Origin of the sequence: Pseudomonas sp. L13 (genome assembly GCF_009935965.1) — a bacterium.
Lineage (GTDB): Bacteria > Pseudomonadota > Gammaproteobacteria > Pseudomonadales > Pseudomonadaceae > Aquipseudomonas > Aquipseudomonas lactis.
The window spans coordinates 1-20355 of the sequence record NZ_QODJ01000058.1 but is presented as its reverse complement, the minus strand read 5'-3'; the positions used below and the strand labels follow the sequence as shown (position 1 = coordinate 20355).

Annotated in this window: 17 protein-coding genes; 7 read left to right on the top strand and 10 right to left on the bottom strand. The window is 61.6% G+C overall.

The features are described from left to right. The first annotated feature begins 5 nt into the window (after window positions 1-5). From DK871_RS23075 to DK871_RS23065, 3 genes are all read left to right on the top strand, one after another. Complete coding sequence (locus DK871_RS23075) at window positions 6-794, top strand: molecular chaperone (protein WP_161906762.1); 789 nt, start codon at window positions 6-8, stop codon at window positions 792-794. 72 nt (window positions 795-866) lie between these two features. Further along, window positions 867-3215: a fimbria/pilus outer membrane usher protein gene (locus DK871_RS23070; protein ID WP_161906778.1), complete on the top strand. Its 2349-nt coding sequence runs from the start codon at window positions 867-869 to the stop codon at window positions 3213-3215. Between the two features lie 77 nt (window positions 3216-3292). After that, window positions 3293-4213, top strand: coding sequence for a spore coat U domain-containing protein (locus DK871_RS23065; protein ID WP_003192215.1), 921 nt, complete (start codon window positions 3293-3295; stop codon window positions 4211-4213). Here DK871_RS23065 and DK871_RS23060 read toward each other — a convergent pair. Both DK871_RS23060 and DK871_RS23055 read right to left on the bottom strand, forming a co-directional pair. Continuing rightward, window positions 4210-4947, bottom strand: a complete 738-nt coding sequence (locus DK871_RS23060; RefSeq protein WP_161906761.1) for an anti-sigma factor — start codon at window positions 4945-4947, stop codon at window positions 4210-4212. The genes DK871_RS23065 and DK871_RS23060 overlap by 4 nt on opposite strands. Further along, the gene (locus DK871_RS23055) at window positions 4944-5450 is read right to left on the bottom strand and encodes a sigma-70 family RNA polymerase sigma factor (RefSeq protein ID WP_161906760.1); all 507 of its coding nucleotides are present in this window, start codon (window positions 5448-5450) and stop codon (window positions 4944-4946) included. Before DK871_RS23055 ends, DK871_RS23060 begins: the two co-directional genes overlap by 4 nt. A 167-nt stretch (window positions 5451-5617) precedes the next feature. Here DK871_RS23055 and DK871_RS23050 point away from each other — a divergent pair, with 167 nt between their 5' ends. Next, on the top strand, window positions 5618-6700 hold the full coding sequence (locus tag DK871_RS23050) for a catalase family peroxidase (protein WP_161906759.1): 1083 nt from the start codon (window positions 5618-5620) through the stop codon (window positions 6698-6700). Continuing rightward, on the top strand, window positions 6697-7236 hold the full coding sequence (locus tag DK871_RS23045) for a cytochrome b (protein WP_161906758.1): 540 nt from the start codon (window positions 6697-6699) through the stop codon (window positions 7234-7236). Before DK871_RS23050 ends, DK871_RS23045 begins: the two co-directional genes overlap by 4 nt. A gap of 57 nt (window positions 7237-7293) precedes the next feature. On the opposite strand, the gene DK871_RS23040 is transcribed toward DK871_RS23045, so the two are convergent. Together DK871_RS23040 and DK871_RS23035 are read right to left on the bottom strand one after the other, a co-directional pair. After that, window positions 7294-8445 carry a carboxypeptidase family protein gene (locus tag DK871_RS23040; protein WP_161906757.1) on the bottom strand — a complete coding sequence of 384 codons (1152 nt, stop codon included), beginning with the start codon at window positions 8443-8445 and terminating at the stop codon, window positions 7294-7296. A 463-nt stretch (window positions 8446-8908) separates the two neighbouring features. Further along, entirely contained in the window at window positions 8909-9259 is a 351-nt protein-coding gene (locus DK871_RS23035) for a DUF6124 family protein (protein WP_178116079.1), read from the bottom strand. 130 nt (window positions 9260-9389) lie between these two features. On the opposite strand from DK871_RS23035, the gene DK871_RS23030 reads away from it, so the two are divergent. Next, window positions 9390-10025, top strand: a complete 636-nt coding sequence (locus tag DK871_RS23030) for a LexA family transcriptional regulator (RefSeq protein ID WP_161906756.1) — start codon at window positions 9390-9392, stop codon at window positions 10023-10025. Here the strand turns inward: DK871_RS23030 and DK871_RS23025 are convergent. The 4 genes from DK871_RS23025 to DK871_RS23010 all read right to left on the bottom strand — a co-directional run bounded on the left by DK871_RS23025 (window position 10022) and on the right by DK871_RS23010 (window position 15750). Next, the gene (locus DK871_RS23025; protein WP_161906755.1) at window positions 10022-11947 is read right to left on the bottom strand and encodes an acetyl/propionyl/methylcrotonyl-CoA carboxylase subunit alpha; all 1926 of its coding nucleotides are present in this window, start codon (window positions 11945-11947) and stop codon (window positions 10022-10024) included. The genes DK871_RS23030 and DK871_RS23025 overlap by 4 nt on opposite strands. Further along, complete coding sequence (locus DK871_RS23020) at window positions 11944-12750, bottom strand: gamma-carboxygeranoyl-CoA hydratase (protein ID WP_161906754.1); 807 nt, start codon at window positions 12748-12750, stop codon at window positions 11944-11946. The genes DK871_RS23025 and DK871_RS23020 overlap by 4 nt, the downstream gene beginning before the upstream one ends. Before the next feature lie 133 nt (window positions 12751-12883). Beyond that, entirely contained in the window at window positions 12884-14488 is a 1605-nt protein-coding gene (locus tag DK871_RS23015) for a carboxyl transferase domain-containing protein (protein WP_161906753.1), read from the bottom strand. Between the two features lie 98 nt (window positions 14489-14586). Then, window positions 14587-15750, bottom strand: a complete 1164-nt coding sequence (locus tag DK871_RS23010; RefSeq protein WP_161906752.1) for an isovaleryl-CoA dehydrogenase — start codon at window positions 15748-15750, stop codon at window positions 14587-14589. Window positions 15751-15900: 150 nt separating this feature from the next. Here DK871_RS23010 and DK871_RS23005 point away from each other — a divergent pair, with 150 nt between their 5' ends. Then, a complete protein-coding gene (locus DK871_RS23005; RefSeq protein WP_161906751.1) occupies window positions 15901-17532 on the top strand; it encodes an AMP-binding protein in 1632 nt (543 codons plus the stop codon). 1245 nt (window positions 17533-18777) lie between these two features. Here DK871_RS23005 and DK871_RS23000 read toward each other — a convergent pair. Both DK871_RS23000 and DK871_RS22995 read right to left on the bottom strand, forming a co-directional pair. Continuing rightward, complete coding sequence (locus DK871_RS23000) at window positions 18778-19677, bottom strand: hydroxymethylglutaryl-CoA lyase (RefSeq protein ID WP_161906750.1); 900 nt, start codon at window positions 19675-19677, stop codon at window positions 18778-18780. Between the two features lie 16 nt (window positions 19678-19693). Further along, window positions 19694-20086 (bottom strand): MerR family DNA-binding transcriptional regulator, encoded by a 393-nt coding sequence (locus DK871_RS22995; RefSeq protein ID WP_003192195.1) that lies wholly within the window; start codon window positions 20084-20086, stop codon window positions 19694-19696. Window positions 20087-20355: the final 269 nt, after the last annotated feature.

Genomic DNA, 20355 nt, shown 5'->3' with positions numbered 1-20355 from the left:
GTGTCATGGGTTGTGCTTTGCGACGGTTATGCACCGTGGGTTTCGCCTTGGGGGCGTTGTGCTCGGCGGGGTTTGTACAGGCGGCCAGTTCGGTGCTGATCTGGCCCATCGACCCAGTGCTGGAGGCCGACCAACAGGCCAGCGCGCTGTGGCTGGAGAACCGTGGCACCGAGACCGCCAACCTGCAGATCCGCGTGTTTGCCTGGCGCCAGAATGGCTTTGACGAGCAGTACCAGAACCAGCGCGATGTGATCGGCAGCCCGCCGGTGGCCAAGATCGAGCCGGGCCAGAAGCAACTGGTGCGCCTGACCCGCACCCGGGAAGTGCCGCCGGGGCAGGAGTTGGCCTATCGCATCATCATTGACGAAATCCCCTCGGCGCTGCAGGTGCCCACGCCGCCGGAGGGCAAGAACACGGCGGCGGCGATTCGCTTCCAGATGCGCTATTCGGTGCCGTTGTTTGCCTACGGCGCCGGCTTGTGGAGCAAGGATGACGCTACCCGCCAGCGCGACCCCAAGGGCGCGGGCCAGCCGCAGTTGAGCTGGCAAAAGGTCAACGTGGCAGGGCGCACCTACATCGAGGTGCGCAACCAGGGCGCCGTGCATGCGCGGCTTACCGATGCGTCATTCAAACAGGGCGGGCAGACCCGGCCGTTGGTGGACGGCTTGCTCGGCTATGTGCTGCCGGGCGCGAGCATGCGCTGGCCGGTGCCGGATGCCGTATCGGCCGACCAGCCGTTGCAGGTACGCGTCAACGGCGCGCCGCAACTGGAAAGCCTGGCGCCCAAGCGATAGCCGTTATGTAGCGCAACGGGCACGCGCCCGGGTTTTAACAGGATGGAGATGTCCATTGAAGGACACAACGCCATGGTGAGTCGTGGTTGGGCTCGGGTTTTATGGCCGTCGGTGGCAGTGGCAAGTGGGCTGTGGGGCGCAGCCATGGCAGGCGACTTGCCGCCGCCGCCCGGCAGCATGGAGGCAGTTGCCGATGCACAGCTGTTTCTGGAACTGGTGGTCAACCAGATGGACACCGGCCGCGTCATCGCGGTGGAGCAGCGCGCCGGCCAGCTGTTTGTGCCGGCCAGCGCGTTGCAGGACGTGGGCATGAAACTGCCGGGTGAACCGGTCGGCAGTGTGGCCCTGGACCAAGTGCCGGGCCTGCACAGCGACTACGACAGCAACGGCCAGCGCCTGTTGCTGGATGTGCCGCCCTCGTGGTTGCAGGAACAATTCATCGGCAACCGCAATACCTATCCGCGCACCCAGGCCATGAGCAGCTTTGGCGCCTTGCTCAACTATGACGTGTATTTCAATGACACCGACGACGGCGGCAGTTACCTCGCGGCCTGGAACGAAGTGCGGTTGTTCGACACCTGGGGCACCTTGTCCACCACCGGGCAACTGCGCCAGACACTCTCCGATGGAGTCAGCGGCGGCACCCTCAACAATGGTTATCGGCGTTACGACACCACCTGGCGCTTTTCCGATGATGAACGCCTGCTGACCTACGAGGCCGGCGACGTGATCAGCGGCGCGCTGCCCTGGAGCAGTTCGGTGCGCCTGGGCGGGATGCAACTGTCCCGGGATTTTGCCGTGCGCCCCGACCTGGTCACCTACCCCTTGCCGCAGTTTGCCGGTGAGGCGGCGGTGCCGTCGTCGGTGGACCTGTTTATCAACGGCTACAAGTCCGACACCGCGCAACTGCAACCCGGTCCCTACACCCTGACTAACATCCCGTTCATCAACGGCGCCGGCGAGGCCGTGGTGGTCACCACCGATGCCCTGGGCCGCCAGGTGTCGACCACGGTACCGTTCTACGTCACCAGCACCTTGCTGCAACAAGGCTTGACGGATTTTTCGCTGGCCGCCGGTACCTTGCGCCGTGACTACACCCTGCGGGACTTCGGCTACGGGCCGGGCGTGGCCAGTGGCACGTTCCGTTATGGCTATTCCGATAACCTGACCCTGGAGAGCCACGCCGAAGCCTCCAGCGACCTGACCCTCGGTGGGCTCGGCAGTAACCTGCGCCTGGGCAACTTCGGCGTGCTCAATACCGCCCTCAGCCAGAGCCAGTTCGACAGCCGCACGGGCCAGCAACTGAGCCTCGGTTACCAGTACAACAGCACGCGCTACAGCTTCATGTATCAACGGGTGGAACGACGCGACGACTACGCCGACCTGACCCTGGTCGACACCCCTTACGCCAGCCTCAGCAAGCGCAGCGAGCAGGTGACCCTGAGCCTCAACCTTCAACGTTTCGGCAGCCTCGGCCTGGGTTATTTCGACGTGCAGGCGGCGGACGACTCGCGCACGCGCCTGCTCAACCTGAGCTGGAGCAAACCGTTGTGGCGCAACACCAGCTTTTATCTGTCAGCCAACCGCGAAATCGGCGACAGCAACTGGGCCATGCAGGCGCAACTGGTCATCCCGTTCGACCTCAACGGCAGCCTGGCCTTGAGCTCCGAGCGCAGCAAGGATGGCGCCAGCCGCCAGCGCATCAACTACAGCCGCGCGGTGCCCAGCGAAGGCGGGGTGGGCTACAACCTCGGCTATGCCCAAGGCGATGCCCCCAGCTATCGGCAGGCCGACCTGACCTGGCGCTTGCAGTCGGTGCAGTTGCAGGCCGGTGTGTACGGCAGCAGCGAGGCCATGACGCGTTGGGCCGATGCCAGCGGCTCGCTGGTATGGATGGGCGGCGAAACCTTTGCCGCCAACCGCATCAATGACGCCTTTGTGGTGGTGAGCACCCAGGGTTTTGCCGGGATTCCGGTGCGCTACGAAAACCAGCTGGTGGGCCAGACCGACCGCAACGGCCATCTGCTGGTGCCGTGGAGCAGTGCCTATTACCGCGGCAAATACGAGATCGACCCCTTGAACCTGCCGGCAAATGTGCAAAGCCCCAATGTGGAGCAGCGCGTGTCGGTGCGCCGGGGCAGTGGTTACCTGCTGGAATTCCCCCTGCGCCGGGTGCTCGCCGCAAGCATCACCCTGGTGGACCGCCAGCACCAGGAATTGGCGCTGGGCAGCCTGGTAGTGCACGAGCAAAGCAACACTCAGGCGGTGGTCGGCTGGGATGGCCTGGTATATCTGGAAAACCTCAGCGCCCACAACACCTTGCAGGTGACCTTGGGTGAGGGCCGCGCCTGCCAGGCAACGTTCGATATTGATGAGCAGCAACAGGACGTGCCCTTGATCGGGCCGTTAGTGTGCCAATGAGGGATTGAACAGGGAGTGTTCAGGTGAGGGCCAGCGTAGGGTTATATGGCGTAGGTTTGTTGTTTTGCGGGCAGGCCATGGCGGCGTGTTCGGTGGTGTCCACCGTGCCGGCCAGTTTTGGTTCGATCAGTTCGATGACGGTGCGCACCGCCGCGCAAACCAGTTCTACCGCCAACTCAGGGTTGAGTTGCACCTCGGCGCTGATATCGCTGCTGGTGTCCACCGACCACTTTTACGCCACGATCACCTCGCCCCAGACCGGTTTGGTCGGGCCGACCGGTGATGTGATCAGCTACACGATTTATGGCAATAACAGCACCAGCTATCCCATCACCCGGGGCAGCCAATTCGATTTTGGCGGCGCTGGCGGCATCGCCCAGAGCATTGGCCTGATCGCCGGGCCTGGCGCGAAAACCGTGCCGCTGTACCTGAGCAGCATCACCGGCAGCAACGTCGCCGCCGGGGTGTACACCGAAACATTGAGCATCGCCTGGGTGTGGAATTATTGCTCGGGGATCGGCCTTGGCGGCATTTGCCTGGGACGTGACATTGGCAGCGGCACGGCGTCCCTGACCGTCAACATGACCGTGACCAACGACTGCCAGATCACCGCCCCGAATATCAGCTTTGGCAGCGCGCCGGTGGTCAGTGGGTTTACTGCGGTGACCGGGCAGACCATCAACATCGCCTGCACCAAGGGCAGCGCCTATACCGTGGGCTTGAGCGATGGCCAGAACCCGGTGAGTGTCGGCGGCCGGCGGCGCATGATTTCCGGCAGCAACTACCTGGCCTATGACATTTTCCAAAGCGCCGGCACCACGCGTTGGGGCAGTGTCGGCGCGGCGCGGCGGGCCAGTTCCACGGCCGAGGTCAACCCTGGCAACGGCTTGGGCGTCGGCAGCCAGGTGTACAACTACAACGCCAAGGTCTACACCGACCAGCCCACGCCGCCGGCGGGCACCTATCTGGATAATGTGGTGTTGGACGTCGGTTTCTAGAATGGCGTCTGCAGCGCGGCGGCCTGATCCACTGGGCTGACCATCGCATAGTTGTAGCCGCCGCCCGACCAGTAGTCGGCCTGCAAGCCATCGGCACTGCGGCTGCCGCGAGGCAGGAAACCGTTGTTCGGGCCAGGCGGGCGGATGTAGAAGCTGATGCGCCGGCCTTGCGCGTCCTGGTACAGCACCATGGCTGCCGCACCTTGGTCGGTGGTGAGCAGGCGCCCGCTGACCGGTTTGAAACCGGCTTGGCTCAGGTCGGGCAGGCGATGGGCCTGGTTGAAATAGCGGTCGAGCCAGGCCTGCATGGTGTTACGGTCCTGGGCGTTGTAGTCGGCGGGCATGATGCCGTCCTGTGCAAACAGGCGGTAGGCCTGCATGGCGTCGGTCATCGGCAACAGCGGCGGCTGGGTGGCTTCACGGGCGTGCCAACCGCCAAACCCGCCGAGGCTCACGGCGATCAGCAACAACGCCGCTGTGGCCAAGTGCCGATGGGACTGTTTCTTGATGCGCTGGCGAATCAGCGCCGGGTCCAATGCCGGGTTGGGCGGCTGTTGCAGGGCGCCGCTCAACGACGCGCGCAGCAACTGCGCATCTTGTTGCCAGGCCTGTACCTGGGCCGCCACGTCGGGGTGGCTGGCCAGCCAGGTTTCAAGCACACGACGGTCACTGTCGAGCAATTGGTGATCGACGTAGGCATGTAAATCGCGTTCGCTGGGGGGCAGGCTGATCATTTGAGTCTCCGCAGGGAAGGGCCGGCCATTTCGCCATCGCTGAGTTGACGCAACGCTTGGCGTGCGCGGGACAGGCGTGACATCACGGTGCCGATGGGCACCTTGAGGATCTCGGCCACTTCCTTGTAGCTCAAGCCCTCGACGGACACCCACAGCAACAGGGCGCGCTGTTCGGTGTTCAGTTGGTCGAAGGCTTGCAGGGTGGATTGGGCCAGCACCGTGCGTTCCACCGAAGGTTGCATGTCATCGCGGCCGGTGAAGAATTCGAGCATGCGCGCATAGCGGCGGTTGCGGCGGTGGGCGTCGAGGAATTGCCGGTAGAGGATCGAAAACAGCCAGGCGCGCAATTCGCCCTCGATACGTTTATCGGCCCAGGCGACGATCGCGCGCTCCAGGGTCGATTGCACCAGGTCATCGGCGCTGCTGCTGTTGCGCGTCAGGGACACGGCAAAACGCCGCAACCTGGGGATGAGTTCACGTAACTGTTCGTCGAGTTCATGCATGGGGGTCTGGCTGATCACTACGCTGGGACTAGAGAGACGTCCGGCGTTGAAGGTTATTCCCCTTCCCGCAAAATAAATCCAGGGCCTGGGAATAGAGCCCATCGGCGTTCGTCTTAATGCTCCGACCTTATGTTTCAGCCTATGGCCTCTGGCCCTGGAGTTCCTGCATGGTAGATCACTCATCACCCCCCCGTCCTCCTTTGAGCACTGCGAGCCTGATCGCACGACTCGTCGGCATCGGTGCCGTGGTTGCGGTTGTTGCCGGGGCATTTGCCTACGTCAATGGTACGCTCGACCCACAACGCCTGCGGCCAAAAACCTTGGTCAATGCCCTGGAAACCAATAACGGCGTGCATCCGGGCTTTCGCCGTAACCATGCCAAGGGCGTATGCGTGGCGGGTTATTTCCAGAGCAGTACCGACGCCCGTGCGTATTCCAGTGCCCAGGTGTTCAGCGAGGCCAAGACCCCGATCATTGGCCGCTTTGCCTTGCCCAGCGGCAACCCCTACGCGCCGGACAGCAGTGTGCCGATTCGCAGCTTTGCCGTGCAATTCAGCCAGGCCAACGGCCAGCAATGGCGTACAGGGATGAACAGCATGCCAGTGTTCCCGGTGGGCACGCCCGAGGCGTTCTACCAGTTGCTCAAGGCCGGCGCGCCAGACCCGGCCACGGGCAAGCCGAACCCCTCGAGCATGCCGGCGTTTTTTACCGCACATCCGGAGACCGCGCCATTCCTGGCCTGGGTCAAGACTGCCAAGCCATCGGCCAGTTACGCGACCGAAACCTATAACGGCATCAACGCGTTTTACCTGGTGGACGCCGATGGCAAGCGCCAGGCCGTGCGTTGGGAGGTGGTGCCCCAGAGCCAGGACGCGGCGGGTGATACCGCACCTGCGGGCAGTGACTTCCTGGAGCAGGATTTGGTACGACGCCTGGCTGCCGGGCCGTTGCGTTGGCAGTTGAACATGACCCTGGCCAACCCAGGCGACCCCTTGGATGACGCGAGCAAAACCTGGAGCGGCGCACACCAGGTGCTCAACGCTGGCACCCTTGTGCTGCAAAGCAGCCAGCCCCAGGCAGACGGCGATTGCCGCGATATCAACTTTGACCCGCTGATTCTGCCCAGTGGTATCCAAGCCTCCAACGACCCCTTGCTGGCCGCACGTTCGGCCGCCTATGCCAGTTCGTACCTGCGCCGCGCCGGTGAAGTCAGCCCGTTGCACAGCGCCCCTCAGGAGTCGAAGCCATGAATGCTCAACCGCGGTTTTTTGCGCCCCTGGCGCGCGTGCTGCACTGGTTGATGGCGTTGATGATCATCGCCATGCTGTTTATCGGCGCGGGTTTGGCGGCGTCGGTGTCGGAGCGTCATGAGTGGCTGATCCACCTGCACAAGCCGCTGGGCATTGCGATTCTGGCGCTGGTAATCGTGCGCCTGGTCGTGCGTTTCTCGACGCGCCAGCCGCCGTTGCCAGCGGATTTGTCGGTGTGGCAAAGGCTGGCAGCCAAGGCTTCCCATGTGCTGTTGTACGCCTTGATGCTGGTGTTGCCACTGCTGGGCTGGGCGATGATTTCAGCGGCCGGTGACCCGGTGATGCTCAGCAGTAACCTGCAACTGCCCGCGCTGGTGGGGGCGAATGCGCCGTTGTTTGCGTTGTTGCGCAAGGCTCACGGCTACCTGGCCTATCTGCTGTTTCTCACCGTGCTGGTGCATCTGGCGGCCGCGTTGTTCCACGGTTTGATTCGCCGCGATGGTGTCTTGCAAAGCATGACCGGCAGTAAGGATTGACACCGCTTGTGTGGCGAGCGAGCAAGCTCGCTCGCCACAAAGAGCTTGTCACAGGGGTTAGCGCAGACGCTCGACGATATCAGCGACGCTGCTCAACACATCCTTGCCCAACTGTTTCGAACGATCGCCTGACCAGCCAGTTCGCAGGTTGGGTGCGTCGTCGTTGTCCTTGAAGGGCATTTCCAGGGTCAGGGACAGGCAGTCGTACTTTTGCCCCACCGCGTTGCAGGCCAGGGTCATGTTGGCTTGGCCGGGCAGGTCGCGGGTGTAGCCGTGGGTGGTCTGGAAGTCTCGTGTCAGGTGGCTCAAATGGCTGCGGAAGTGTTTTTCCAGGGCTTCGATACGCGGGGTGTAGCCAGGGTTGCCTTCGCAGCCGGCGGTGAACACGTAGGGGATTTCTTCATCGCCGTGGATGTCGAGGAACATATCCACGCCGTATTTTTCCATCTGTTGCTGGACGAACAGGACTTCGGGGCTGAGTTCTTGGCTGGCGCTTTGCCAGGCGCGGTTGAGGTCCTGGCCCATGGCGTTGGTGCGCAGGTGGCCATGGAAGGCGCCGTCCGGGTTCATGTTCGGAACCAGGTACAGATCAGCGACGGCCAGCAATTTTTTCAGTTCGTCGTCGCCGTCCTTTTGCAGGCGCTCAATCACGCCCTCCATAAACCATTCGGCCATGTGTTCGCCGGGGTGCTGCTGGGCAATGATCCACACCTTGCGCCGGCCTTCGATCCCTTTGCCACGGCGCAGCAGTTGGATATCGCGGCCTTCAGCGCTCTTGCCGGTGGCCAGCAGGGTGACCCCGGCGTACTTCAGAGCTTGCTCGATCAACCCGTCATGGCGTTCACGGCTGTAGGGTTCGAAGTAGGCAAACCAGGCGTGCTTTTGCCGGGTCTGGAGGGTGATGTGCAGGATCTCGCCATCAAAGCGCGTCGGTACCCGGAACCAGTTGATATGGTCGTAGGACGCCACGGCGTTGTAACCGCTCCAGGCATTTTTGTAAGACGAGCGCCCCGCGTTGCTCAAGCGAAAGGTATGGGTGTGCCCCACGTGCATGCCTTCGGCCTTGAAGTGGAACCATTGGTAGTGATCGCTGCGGGTGTCGGGTTTGATTGCCAGCAACAACTGATAGGCGTCGCTGGCATCCAGGACCTGGATGTTGCCGCTGTCGAAGTCGGTGCTGATCTTGATGGAGGTCAAGGCCACGGTCATAGTCTGGTTGCCTGAATATGAGTGATGTGGCGGCTATCTTACACAGGGGTTCGGCAAAACCTGGATGCAAAAATTGTTGCAGGGGAGGGGGCGTCATCCGTGACGCTGCGCAAGCTTAGAGTCTATGAGATTGATTCTCAAGCGCTAATTCGCAGAGATAGAGGCTAGAGCACTCGCACGACTTTCTTTGAGCGATAGTCTTTTGCTACCATGCGCGCCATCAAGCAACACACAGTCTTCATTAGCCTGAAGCCACGCCAGGGAAACTGGCAAAAAAAGACCCGGCCAAAGAGCCGGGTCAAAAACCGTGATTAGCCTGATGAGGAGATATTCCAAGAGTCCGACCTAAGGTCTCTTGGTCTATCGACTGATCTCGCGATCAGCTGAGCCCAATAATAATCATTATCATTTGCAAGTCAAATGTTTTTATCCGTGGGATAGAAATATTTTTCTTTCGTGCCTGCTACGCGTTTGCCGCCGCTCCTGGCGCTTGCAACGACCGCTCCACCATCGCCTTCGCCATATCGATCAAATACACCACCGAAAACGCCAGGTCACGCTGGTTGCCTTGATGGCTGCACGCCGATTCGTAGGCGGTGGCCGCTGCACTGCGCAGCAGGTCCGAGGCGTGTACCAGGGCTTCCTCCTGGCTGATTTGTGGTTTTATCGCGAACAGGGCGCCGTCCGAATCCGGCGTCGACCGATTTTCTTTCAAGTAATAGTCCAGTGCGCGCTGGGCCGCGCCACTGTTGCACATGTCGTTTACTTCAATAAATTCGGGTGTTTCGGGCAATGGTTGCGTGCGGGTCGTCATAAGCGGCAGTACTCCGGTGGGTGTCGAAATCCTTGGGCTTGATGATAGTACGTATCGTATTCCTGTCGTTTTATGGATTACTACAAACTGTTTATTGCCCGAAAAAATGGGCACCGTATTGTGACGCGTCATGGATAACTGGATAGCGTTGGTCAAAGCCAACATGAAAGATCGCAAGGTCACACAGGATGAACTGGCGCAGCGCCTGGGCATGTCCCAGGGCGGCATCGGCCATTGGCTCAATAAACGCCGTGTGCCGAGCCTGGCGGACATGAACCGCGTACTGGACGAACTGGGGTTGGGGTATTTGGAGGTGGCGCTGGAGATTCGTGAACGGGCCGCGCAAGTGCCTGAACTGCAAGCGCACTACAACCCGTATTTCCGTTACCCGGTCAGCGACTGGAAACAGGCCTGCGAGCTGCGTGAAGAGCGGGCACCTTATAGAACCGAGCGCTACGAATTGACCGATTACCACGCTCAAGGTGAGGCATTCTGGTTGCCGGTGACGGGAGACGCCATGACTGCGCCCACGGGCATGAGCATTGCGGCTGGCATGATGATCCTGGTTGACCCGGCCATCGCGCCCGAGCCCGGCAAACTGGTGGTTGCCCAATGGGCTGGCAACCCCCAGGCCACTTTTCGCCAATTGCAGGAAGAGAGCGGCCAGCACTACCTGGTACCGCTCAATCCCACTTACCCCAAGGTGTTGCTTACCGAGGGCTGTCGCCTCCTGGGTGTAGTGGTGCAGGCCACGGCGAAGTTCTAGCCGGCCGTTTCAAGCTCCACCAACGCGCTGCCTTCGGCCACCATTTCACCTTCCTGGCAGAACAGCGCCTTGACCACCCCGGCGTGGGGCGCACGGATGCTGTGTTCCATCTTCATGGCTTCGAGTACCACCAGTTGAGTACCCGCCTCAACGGTTTGGCCCAGCTCTACGAGTACTCGCACGATGCTGCCGTTCATGGGGGCGGTGAGGCCGCCTTGATGAGATTGATTGGCCTCGACCGCCGCAATGGGATCGAACAGGCTGACGGCATGCATCTCGCCCTCCCAACGCAGGTACAGGCTGCCTTCACTGCGCACCGCCAGATGGGCACGGCGCACGCCCTGGTGTTCAGTCAGCAACTGTTCACCGCATAACTGCGCTGAGTGGCCGGCCAGTGTCACCAGCCGATCCTGCCCATTGCAGCTCAGGTGCAGCGACACTTCGGCAGGCAGGCCCGCGCGAAAGCCCTGGTGACTTGCCCAAGGCCCGTCGCCCACCGGCAAGCTCTGCATAAACGCCGCGCCCGCCGCCTGCCAGAACTCATCGCTCAAGGCCCCTTGCGTCGGCAACAGCTCATCCTGATAGCGCGGGATAAACCCGGTGTCCAACTCGGCCGCGGCAAACCCAGGGTGCCCAATGATGCGGCGCAAAAAGCCCAGGTTGGTCCTGAGCCCGCCGACCGCAAACTCATCCAGCATGCTCAATAAGCGCAGGCGCGCCTGTTCGCGGTCTTCACCCCAGGCAATCAACTTGCCGAGCATCGGGTCGTAGAAGGGCGACACGCTGTCGCCTTGCTCGACGCCGCTGTCCACGCGACGCCCAGGGCCAGGGCGACACTCGCGGTACAGCGCCAGGTGCCCGGTGGCCGGCAGAAAGTCATTGGCCGGATCTTCGGCATACAGCCGCACTTCAATCGCATGACCGTTCAACGCGACCTGCTCTTGCGTGATCGGCAGCGCCTCGCCCTGGGCCACCCGGATCTGCCAGGCCACCAGGTCGAGGCCGGTAATCGCTTCGGTCACCGGATGCTCCACTTGCAGCCGCGTGTTCATCTCCATGAAGAAAAACTCGCCACGGGCATCCAGCAAAAACTCCACCGTACCCGCACCCACATACCCGATGGCCTGGGCGGCGCGCACGGCTGCTTCGCCCATGGCCTTGCGCTGCTCCACACTCAAGCCGGGCGCCGGGGCTTCTTCCACGACTTTCTGATGTCGCCGCTGGATCGAGCAGTCGCGTTCATTGAGGTACAAGCAATGACCCTGCTGGTCGGCAAACACCTGGATCTCCACATGCCGCGGCTTGAGCAGGTATTTCTCCACCAGCATCTGCCCGTTGCCGAAGGACGACAACGCCTCACGCTGGGCGGAAGCCAGGGCTTCAGCCAGCTGGCTGACGTCCTCGACCACCTTCATGCCCTTGCCACCGCCGCCTGCCGTGGCCTTGAGCAGCACCGGGTAGCCGATACGTTCACAGGCGGCGCGGAAGGTCTCCAGGTCCTGGGCCTCGCCGTGATAACCCGGCACCAGCGGTACGCCAGCCGTTTCCATCAGGGCCTTGGCCGCGGATTTGCTGCCCATGGCGTCGATGGCCGAGGCGGGCGGGCCGAGGAAGATCAGGCCTGCCGCCTCGATGGCCCGGGCGAAGCCGGCGTTTTCTGAAAGGAAGCCGTAGCCGGGGTGAATCGCCTGGGCGCCGCTGGCGTGGGCGGCGGCAATCAGCTTGTCGATTTGCAGGTAACTGTCGGTGGCTTTGCTGCCGCCCAGGTCGACGCGGATATCGGCTTCACGGCTATGGCGGGCATCGCGGTCGATGGCGCTGTGCACAGCCACGGTGGTCAACCCCATGGCCTTGGCGGTGCGCATGACCCGGCAGGCGATCTCGCCACGGTTGGCCACCAGAACGGTGGTGAGTGTGCTCATGAACGCGGCTCCTGGTCTTGCCAACTTGGCGCACGCTTTTGCAGAAACGCGCGCAAACCTTCCTGGCCCTCGGCGCTCACCCGAATGCGCGCAATGGCGTTTTCGCAATAGCGGCGCAGCGCGGGGGTGAGGGTACCGTTGCCCACTTCACGTAATAAATCCTTACTGGCACGCATGGCCGCCGGGCTGTTTTGCAGCAGGTTGGTGACCCACAGGTCCACCTGCTGATCCAGGCTCTCGGCCGGATAACTTTCCGCCAGCAAGCCGATTTCTCGTGCGCGTTGGCCGCCGAACCGCTCGGCCGTCAGCGCATAACGACGGGCAGCGCGCTCGCCAATGGCCTGCACCACGAACGGGCTGATCACCGCCGGTGCCAGGCCGATACGCACTTCTGACAGGCAGAACTGGGCATCATCGGCGCCAATGGCCATGTCACAGCAACTGATCAGGCCCAGCGCGCCACCGTAGGCCGCGCCTTGCACCACCGCCAGCGTGGGGATTTTCAGCTTGGACAGGTTGTACATCAGCTCCGCCAGTTCGCGGGCGTCGTCCAGGTTGGTGTGGTAGTCCAGCTCGGCCGATTGCTGCATCCAGGCCAGGTCGGCACCGGCGCTGAAGTGCTTGCCACGCCCGCGCAGTACCAGGAAACGCAGGGACGGGTCGCCTTGTACGCGGTCGAGGGCCAGGATCAGCTCGCGGATCATCTCGGCGTTGAACGCGTTGTGCTTGGCTTCACGGCTGAGCCACAGCGTGGCAAAGCCACGGCGGTCGGTGATCAGTTCGAGGGTGTTGAAGTCGCTCATGCAAGGAGCTCCATGATAATGAGAGGCCTCCTGTAGGAGCGAGCTTGCTCGCGAAGGTCGTCAACGATAACGCGGGCCTTCTGGATGACCGCGTTACCCTGAGGTTCTTCGCGAGCAAGCTCGCTCCTACAGGTTACATGCGGAACACGCCGAAGCGGCTCGGCTCGATGGGGGCGTTCAGTGCGGCGGACAAGGCCAGGGCCAGCAGGTCGCGGGTCTGCAGCGGGTCGATCACGCCGTCATCCCACAAGCGCGCGCTGGAGTAGTACGGGTGGCCCTGGGTTTCATACTGGTCGAGGATCGGCTGCTTGATCGCGGCTTCCTCCTCGGCACTGAAACCGTTGCCGGCGCGCTCAGCCTGTTCGCGCTTGACCTGCACCAGTACCCCGGCGGCCTGTTCGGCCCCCATCACGCCAATGCGTGCGTTGGGCCACATCCACAAAAAGCGCGGGTCGTAGGCGCGGCCACACATCCCATAGTTACCCGCACCAAAGCTGCCACCGATGATCACGGTGAATTTCGGCACCTTGGCGCACGCCACGGCGGTGACCAGCTTGGCGCCGTGCTTGGCAATGCCGCCGGCTTCGTACTTCTGGCCGACCATAAAACCGGTGATGTTTTGCAGGAACAGCAGCGGAATCCCCCGCTGACAGGCCAGTTCGATAAAGTGCGCGCCTTTTTGCGCGGCTTCGGCGAACAGGATGCCGTTGTTGGCCAGGATCGCAATCGGGTAGCCATGCAAATGCGCAAAGCCGCACACCAACGTTGTCCCGAACAAGGCCTTGAACTCATCGAACACCGAGCCGTCCACCAGCCGTGCGATGACTTCGCGCACATCAAAGGGTTGCTTGGCATCCGCCGGGATCACGCCGTACAACTCTTCGCTGCTGTACAGCGGCGCCACCGGTGGGCGTTGCAGCAGCTCACCTTGCTTGCGCCAATTGAGGTTGGCCACGCTGCGCCGCGCCAGGGCCAGGGCGTGTTCATCGCTGTCGGCATAGTGGTCGGCCACGCCGGAGACCTTGCAATGCACGTCGGCACCGCCCAGGTCTTCGGCGCTCACCACTTCACCGGTGGCGGCCTTCACCAAGGGCGGGCCGGCGAGGAAGATGGTGGCTTGCTGGCGCACCATGATCGCTTCGTCGGCCATGGCCGGCACGTAGGCGCCGCCGGCGGTGCACGAGCCCATCACCACGGCAATCTGGGGAATGCCCTGGGCGCTCATGTTGGCCTGGTTGAAGAAGATCCGCCCGAAGTGCTCGCGGTCGGGGAATACCTCGTCCTGGCGCGGCAGGTTGGCACCACCGGAGTCCACCAGGTAGATGCACGGCAGGCGGTTCTGCTCGGCGATGGTCTGGGCGCGCAGGTGTTTTTTAACGGTCAGTGGGTAATAGGAGCCGCCTTTGACCGTGGCATCGTTGGCCACGATCATGCATTCGACGCCCTCCACCCGGCCGATGCCGGCAATCACTCCGGCCGCCGGGACGTCTTCGCCATACACCTGGTGAGCGGCCAGTTGGCTCAGCTCCAGAAACGGCGAGCCCGGGTCGAGCAAACGGTTGATGCGTTCACGAGGCAACAGCTTGCCGCGTGAGCTGTGGCGCTCCTGGGCCTTGGCGCCGCCACCTTGGTGGACGTGGGCGAGCAGGCTGTGCAGGGCGTCGACCTGTTCAAGCATCGCCGCGCGGTTTGTGGCGAATTCCGCCGAGCGCGGGTTGAGCTGGGTATGTAAGAGCATGGCTTACTCCGTAAGCGCGGCAAGCTACAAGTTTCAAGCTGCAAGAGAACGATGCTCTTTACTTGCGGCTTGTAGCTTGCCCCTTGCAGCTGCGAAATTTATTTCGTTTCGTTGAACAGTTCGCGACCGATCAACATCCTCCGAATCTCACTGGTGCCCGCACCAATCTCGTAGAGCTTGGCGTCACGCAGCAGGCGCCCGGCGGGGAATTCATTGATATAGCCATTGCCGCCCAGAATCTGGATCGCATCCAGGGCCATTTGCGTGGCGCGCTCGGCGCTGTAGAGGATCACGCCCGCAGCGTCCTTGCGCGTGGTCTCGCCGCGCTCGCATGCCTGGGCCACCGCGTAGAGGTAGGCACGGCTGGCGTTGAGTTGGGTGTACATGTCGGCGACCTTGCCCTGGATCAGCTGGAACTCGCCGATGCTCTGGCCGAACTGCTTGCGGTCGTGGATGTAGGGCACGATCAGGTCCATGCATGCCTGCATGATCCCGGTAGGGCCACCGGAGAGCACCACGCGTTCGTAGTCCAGGCCGCTCATCAACACTTTCACGCCGCCATTGAGCACGCCGAGGATGTTTTCTTCGGGTACCTCGACATCGTCAAAAAACAGCTCGCAGGTGTTGGAGCCGCGCATGCCCAGCTTGTCGAATTTGTTGCTGCGGCTGAAGCCTTTCCAGTCGCGTTCGACGATGAAGGCGGTGATGCCGTGTGGGCCTTTTTCCAGGTCGGTCTTGGCGTAGATCACATAGGTGTGGGCGTCCGGGCCGTTGGTGATCCAGGTCTTGCTGCCATTGAGTACGTAATGATCGCCGCGCTTGTCGGCGCGCAGTTTCATCGACACCACGTCGGAACCGGCATTTGGCTCACTCATGGCCAGGGCGCCGATGTGCTCGCCGCTGATCAGCTTGGGCAGGTACTTGAGTTTTTGTGCGCGGTTGCCGTTGCGGTTGATCTGGTTGACGCACAGGTTGGAATGCGCCCCGTAAGACAACGCCACCGAGGCCGAGCCACGGCTGATTTCTTCCATGCTCACCACATGGGCCAGGTAACCCAGGCCGGCACCGCCGTACTCCTCGGGCACGGTGATGCCCAGCAGGCCCATGTCGCCGAACTTGCGCCACAGGTCAGCGGGGAACAGGTTGTCGATGTCGATCTGGGCCGCGCGCGGTGCGATTTCCTTGGCCACGAAGGACTGCACCTGGTCGCGCAGCATGTCGATGGTCTCGCCGAGGGCGAAGTTCAGGGACGGGTAACTCATGGACAGGCACCTTAATGTGAGCTTTGTTGTTGTGTGGGCGGGGCGCGGGAGGAGGGCGCTCACCTTTACGTTAACGTAAGCTTGCGTTACGACGCTGTCAATCGTAGTTTACGTATACGTCAACCTACAAAAAAGATAACAGGGGTCGTTATGGATCAACCGCGCCCGAGCTACAGCCGTGGCTCCCAGGACAAGACTTTGCTGGCCATGACCATTGGCCAGGCATTCGATCATATCGTCGCGCAGTATCCACAGGGCGAAGCCTTGGTGGTACGCCACCAACAGCGGCGCTACACCTGGGAGCAATTGGCCGAGACGGTTGAGCTGCACGCCCGCGCGTTCCTCGTCCTGGGCATGCAAACCGGTGACCGCCTGGGTATCTGGGCGCCTAACTGTGCCGAGTGGCTGATCTGCCAGGTGGCGAGCGCCAAGCTCGGGGTGATCCTGGTCAATATCAACCCGGCCTATCGCAGCAGCGAGTTGGATTACGTGCTCAAGCAGTCCGGCTGCCAATGGCTGGTGTGCGCCGGCTCGTTCAAGAGCTCCGATTACCACGCTATGCTCCAGGCGCTGAAACCCGAGCTGCGCGGCCTCATCAGCCTCGACCCCAGCCCGCCGCCGGAATTCATGCCCTGGTCGCAGTTGGCAGCCCTTGGTGCAGGCGTGCCGCCCGAGCAATTGCACAGCCGCCAGGCCAGCCTGCATTTCGATCAACCTGTGAATATCCAGTACACCTCCGGCACCACCGGCTTCCCCAAGGGCGCTACCCTCAGTCACCACAACATCCTCAATAACGGTTACATGGTCGGTGAAAGCCTGGGCCTGACGGCAGCGGATCGCCTGGTGATCCCGGTGCCGCTGTATCACTGCTTCGGCATGGTCATGGGCAACCTCGGTTGTATCACCCACGGCACCACCATGATCTACCCCAATGACGGCTTCGATCCGCTGCTGACACTGAGCGCCGTCGCCGAAGAAAAAGCCACCGGTTTATATGGCGTGCCGACCATGTTCATCGCGCTGCTCGATCACCCGCGCCGGGCCGAGTTCGACCTGTCCAGCTTGCGCACCGGGATCATGGCCGGGGCGACGTGCCCGATCGAGGTGATGCGTCGGGTCATCCATGAGTTGCATATGAAGGAGGTGCAGATTGCCTATGGCATGACCGAAACCAGCCCGGTGTCGCTGCAGACCGGCGCGGATGACGATATAGAACGGCGTGTCACCACCGTGGGCCGCACCCAACCGCAACTGGAAACCAAGATTGTCGACGAGGCTGGTAACACCGTGGCGCGCGGTGTGATCGGTGAGCTGTGCACCCGGGGTTACAGTGTGATGCTCGGTTACTGGAACAACTCTGAAGGCACCCGCGAGGCCATCGACGATGCTGGCTGGATACACACCGGTGACTTGGCGACCATGGATGATCAGGGTTACGTGTGCATCGCCGGGCGTAACAAGGACATGATCATTCGCGGGGGCGAGAACGTGTACCCGCGTGAGCTGGAGGAGTTTTTCTTTACCCATCCGGCTGTAGCGGATGTACAGATCATCGGTATTCCGGATGAGCGTTATGGGGAAGAGATTGTTGCCTGGATCAAATTTCATCCCGATCAGGTAGCCAACGAGCTGGAGTTGTTGAGCTGGTGCAAGGACCGCATTGCCCATTTCAAGACCCCCAGGTATTTCAAGTTCGTGGATGAGTTTCCGATGACGGTGACGGGCAAGATTCAGAAGTTCCGGATGCGTGAGATTTCCATCCAGGAGCTGCAAGCGCGCTGACAACTTCAGACTCCTGGGGGACTGCGCATGTCTGCCTGCCCCCGCGAGATCCAAATGTGGGAGCTGGCTTGCCTGCGATGACGGCCTGCCAGCCGGCCCCTATCTACCTGACACCCCGCAATCCAACTGTGGGAGCTGGCTTGCCTGCGATGACGGCCTGCCAGCCGGCCCCTATCTACCTGACACCCCGCAATCCAACTGTGGGAGCTGGCTTGCCTGCGATGACGCCCTGCCAGTCGACACCTATCTACCTGACACCCCGCAATCCAACTGTGCGGGCTTGCTCACGAAGGCGGACTGGCAGTCAACACCGTGGGATTGTGTACATATCCATTCCTGCGGTAACGACTACTTAGGGTTCCGCCCTGACGGCGGGTCACTTTCGAAAAGCGCGAAAGTAACCAAAGCGCTCTTGCCCCACCACTCGGCACCTCGCTTAGGCTCGGTGTGCCCGAACACAGGCTTGAATCCGTGGGCCGCCGCCACGCGCCATCCATGGCGCGGGGCGGCTAACCCGGCGTCCTGCCGGGTTACCCACGAATTCAAGCCTGCGTTCGGCCAGCGTGGTTTTACGGGGCGCCTAAGATCAAAAGCAGATCAAGGGCGGCTCGCTTCGCATCGTGGTTACCGTTGAGAGCTGCAGGGTTGTGTAGATACCTATGGCCAGCTCCCACACTGAACTGTGCTGTGCCACCCAAATCGTGAAACCCAGAAAGCACAAAGGGGACCCGAAGGTCCCCTTTAATTTGTCGTTGCGTGCTCTTTTCTTATTATTGAGGGGCGGCCTGTTGTTGTTTTTGGTAGCCGTGGCCCGTACCGCTTTTTTTGCGACCCCCATCCGGGGTCAAGAGCAAACGTATTTTTTTGAACGCTGACCTGCTTCTTCGTAAACGATCCAACCAGTGGGTAGCTACCTGAGGTAGTTTTATTTTTCTCTATCCGGTTGCGGGTTGCGGCATGCCGTACCCTGGGAAGCACATCTTCTCCAAAAAAATCTGTTAGCTGCGTCTCTGCCGTGTTGTTTTTGTTATGTCAGAGTCGTTTCGTCTTATTTTTATTAGGTTTGGTGCTTTTTATTCTTGTTATGCCATAGAGATAGCAGAAGGCGTGCCAACTTTTTAAAAACCTTTAAAATCAATGGCTTGGTTTTTTGGTCGGCATTATCTTTCAATCGGTGTGGCCCATTTTGTTCCCGCGTTACCCGTTATGCCGGTGTGCGGTAACACATTGTCACAGCTGTGCTACTCAACCGGCGTTACGCACCTTGGCCACGCGGGACCCCGTTGGCCGTCCCAGCACCTGGCTGATCTGTTGGCCGGCGCCCATCAAGCGTTCCAGGTCGACGCCCGTGTCGATACCCAGGCCGTTGAGCAGGTACAGCACGTCCTCGGTGGCGACGTTACCGCTGGCGCCTTTGGCGTAAGGGCAGCCACCCAGGCCGGCGATAGAGCTGTCGAAGACCGTGATGCCCTCCAGCAGGCTGGCATAGATGTTGGCGATGGCCTGCCCGTAGGTGTCGTGGAAATGCCCGGCCAGCTTGTCCCGTGGCACGTGCGCGCCGACCACTTCGAACAGGCGCCGGGTAGCGCCCGCCGTGCCGGTACCGATGGTGTCGCCCAAGGACACTTCATAACAGCCCATGGCATACAGCTCGCGAGCGACCGCCGCCACTTGCTCCGGGGCGATCGCGCCTTCATAGGGGCAACCCAGCACACAGGACACGTAACCGCGTACGCTCACGCCGTGCTGCTTGGCCGAGGCCATGATCGGCGCGAAGCGCTCCAGGCTTTCGCTGATGGAGCAATTGATATTGCGCTGGGAAAACGCCTCGGAGGCCGCCGCAAACACCGCGACTTCCTTGACCCCGGCCGCCAACGCATCCTCGAACCCGCGCAGGTTCGGTGCCAGCGCGCCATAGGTCACACCGGGCTTGCGCTGGATCTGCGCAAAGACCTCGGCGGAGCCGGCCATTTGCGGCACCCACTTGGGTGAGACAAAACTGCCGACTTCGATGTAGCTCAAACCGGCGGCGCTCAGGGCGTCTACCAGTTGGACCTTATCCGCCACGCTGATGGGCTGGGCTTCGTTCTGCAAACCGTCGCGCGGGCCGACTTCAACCAGGCGTACGTGGGAGGGGAGGGACATGGCAGTTACCTTCTGGTCAATGGCCGGCTTGGCTGATGGTCTGCGCCAGGGCCTGGGTGCAACGCTCTTCAGCGGTGTCCAGTTCCAGCTTCATCTGTTCGATATCCAGCAGTTGCTGTTCCAACTGTTCACGGCGTTCGGCGATCTTGGCCAGCATGCTGTTGAGTTGGATCTGGTTGCCGCCGGTGGGGTCGTAGAGTTCGATCAACTCGCGGCATTCGGCCAGGGAAAAGCCGATGCGCTTGCCGCGCAGGATCAGCTTGAGGCTGACCTTGTCACGCGCGGAGTAGATGCGCTCCTGGCCCCGACGCTCGGGGGCCAGCAGGCCTTGTTCTTCATAGAACCGAATGGCGCGGGTAGTGATGTCGAGCTCGCGGGCGAGGTCGGAGATGCTGTAAGTGGTGCTCATGGCAATGCTCAAGGAAGTCTTGGCGCTAAGCTAATTGCAGGTTGACGTAAACGTCAAGGCCCGCTGCGCAGCCCCTCGGGAGCAAGCCCACAGACATAGGTATCTACACAACTTTTGAGCTGTAGCAGCAGACGGTAACCACGATGCGAAGCGAGTCGCTCTTGATCTGCTTTTGATCTTAGGCGCCCCGTCAAACCACGCTGGCCGTAATTCGACAGTGATTTGGGGGGTAAACCGGCAGGGATGCCGGTTTAGCCGCCCCGCGCCAT

Bases quoted from the DNA above. Each gene is read 5' to 3' on its own strand.
- DK871_RS23070 (WP_161906778.1), top strand. From the start codon at position 867: ATGGTGAGTCGTGGTTGGGCTCGGGTTTTATGGCCGTCGGTGGCAGTG.
- DK871_RS23010 (WP_161906752.1), bottom strand. From the start codon at position 15,750: ATGAGTTACCCGTCCCTGAACTTCGCCCTCGGCGAGACCATCGACATG.
- DK871_RS22995 (WP_003192195.1), bottom strand. From the start codon at position 20,086: ATGAGCACCACTTACAGCATCTCCGACCTCGCCCGCGAGCTCGACATC.
- DK871_RS23020 (WP_161906754.1), bottom strand. From the start codon at position 12,750: ATGAGCGACTTCAACACCCTCGAACTGATCACCGACCGCCGTGGCTTT.
- DK871_RS23075 (WP_161906762.1), top strand. From the start codon at position 6: ATGGGTTGTGCTTTGCGACGGTTATGCACCGTGGGTTTCGCCTTGGGG.
- DK871_RS23035 (WP_178116079.1), bottom strand. From the start codon at position 9,259: ATGACGACCCGCACGCAACCATTGCCCGAAACACCCGAATTTATTGAA.
- DK871_RS23065 (WP_003192215.1), top strand. From the start codon at position 3,293: ATGGCGGCGTGTTCGGTGGTGTCCACCGTGCCGGCCAGTTTTGGTTCG.
- DK871_RS23015 (WP_161906753.1), bottom strand. From the start codon at position 14,488: ATGCTCTTACATACCCAGCTCAACCCGCGCTCGGCGGAATTCGCCACA.
- DK871_RS23000 (WP_161906750.1), bottom strand. From the start codon at position 19,677: ATGTCCCTCCCCTCCCACGTACGCCTGGTTGAAGTCGGCCCGCGCGAC.
- DK871_RS23030 (WP_161906756.1), top strand. From the start codon at position 9,390: ATGGATAACTGGATAGCGTTGGTCAAAGCCAACATGAAAGATCGCAAG.
- DK871_RS23060 (WP_161906761.1), bottom strand. From the start codon at position 4,947: ATGATCAGCCTGCCCCCCAGCGAACGCGATTTACATGCCTACGTCGAT.
- DK871_RS23055 (WP_161906760.1), bottom strand. From the start codon at position 5,450: ATGCATGAACTCGACGAACAGTTACGTGAACTCATCCCCAGGTTGCGG.
- DK871_RS23025 (WP_161906755.1), bottom strand. From the start codon at position 11,947: ATGAGCACACTCACCACCGTTCTGGTGGCCAACCGTGGCGAGATCGCC.
- DK871_RS23045 (WP_161906758.1), top strand. From the start codon at position 6,697: ATGAATGCTCAACCGCGGTTTTTTGCGCCCCTGGCGCGCGTGCTGCAC.
- DK871_RS23005 (WP_161906751.1), top strand. From the start codon at position 15,901: ATGGATCAACCGCGCCCGAGCTACAGCCGTGGCTCCCAGGACAAGACT.
- DK871_RS23040 (WP_161906757.1), bottom strand. From the start codon at position 8,445: ATGACCGTGGCCTTGACCTCCATCAAGATCAGCACCGACTTCGACAGC.
- DK871_RS23050 (WP_161906759.1), top strand. From the start codon at position 5,618: ATGGTAGATCACTCATCACCCCCCCGTCCTCCTTTGAGCACTGCGAGC.